At 77.4% G+C, this 1,210-nt stretch carries 1 protein-coding gene and 1 pseudogene; both read right to left on the bottom strand.

The genetic code is table 11. The features are described 5' to 3' along the window. A partial coding sequence (locus AB0J52_RS41445; RefSeq protein ID WP_500188753.1) for a YncE family protein occupies positions 1 to 896 on the bottom strand: 896 nt, incomplete at its 3' end. A 30-nt stretch (positions 897 to 926) separates the two neighbouring features. Further along, positions 927 to 1,210 (bottom strand): annotated as a pseudogene (locus AB0J52_RS41440) (phospholipase); the annotation flags it as partial.

Raw genomic sequence — 1,210 nt, 5'->3', positions numbered from 1 at the left:
CGCGCCGCGACCGAGTCGGCGTTCATCCGCGCCACGTACGCCCGGCGGCCGTCGCGCGTCACCGCGACGCCCCACGGCTGGTCCGGTGTGGCGATCTTCGCGGTGACCTTGCCGGACGCGGCGTCCACCAGCCACGTCCGGCCGCCGCGCGGGTCGGTGACCAGCAGCCGGCGGCCGTCCGGGGTGACCGCGACGCCCTGCGCGGCGGCCATGCCCCCGATCCGCCGGACGACCTTGCCCGCCCCGGTGTCGATGACGCCGACGCCGCCCGCGTAGGAGACGTACGCGCGGCGGCCGTCGGGGGAGAAGGCGACCTGGCGCGGCGCGGTGCCCACCTTGATCGTCCGGGTGACCCGGTCGGTGCCCGTGTCGATGACCTTCACCTCGTCCGCGCCGCCCGCGCCGGTGTCCCCGCCGGTCACCGCCGCGTACACCGCGCGCCCGCCGGGCGCGACCGCCACCGCCTGCGGGTACGGCCCCACGAAGATCTTCGTGGCCTTGCCGGACGCGACGTCCACGGCGGCCACGTCGTACTGCCCGGTGTCGGCGACGTACGCCTTCAGGCCGTCCGGCGTCACCGCCACCCCGTGCGCCGAGTCCGTCCGGATCCTCGTCGCGACGATCATGTGCGTGGCGACGTCCACCTGCGCGACCCGGCCCTGCGACGACAGCGACACGAACCCCTGCGGGGCGCCCGGCTCGGGCCGCAGCCGCTTGTCCGCGTGCGGCGCGGGCGTCCAGGCGTCCGGGTTCACCGGCGTGTTGGCCGGATGCGGCGGCGGGGGCGTCGCCCCGCCGCCGCCCAGTCCGAGCGCACTCGCCGCGGGCCACGCCGCGCCCGCGAGGACCAGCAGGCCCGCCACGAGCCCGGCCCGCCGGTCGAATTTGAACGGCATCCTCTGCCTCCCTCTCGTCGTCCGGCGGACTCAGCGCCTCGGCCGGGGCCGGGACCCGGACCGCTGGCGCGGCGGCGTCTGCGTGCCCCCCGGCAGCGGCGGCGCGGGCAGGCGGGCGATCTCGTCCACCGCCCGCCGCAGCTCCTTCTTGGTGTCCGGCAGCTTCGGCGGACGCGCCGCGCGCGTCACCCCGAGCGCCGAGGTGAGGTCGCCGAACGCCTTGCGCCGCCACGACGTCAGGTTCGGCACCCGCACGCCCGTCAGCCGTTCCAGCAGCCGCAGCGTCGAGGTGTGGTCGAACGGCTCGGACGCCA

The organism is Spirillospora sp. NPDC049652 (genome assembly GCF_040675125.1).
Taxonomy (GTDB): Bacteria; Actinomycetota; Actinomycetes; order Streptosporangiales; family Streptosporangiaceae; genus Spirillospora.
The sequence above is the reverse complement of the archived record's forward strand: the minus strand, read 5'-3'. Positions and strand labels throughout refer to the sequence as shown.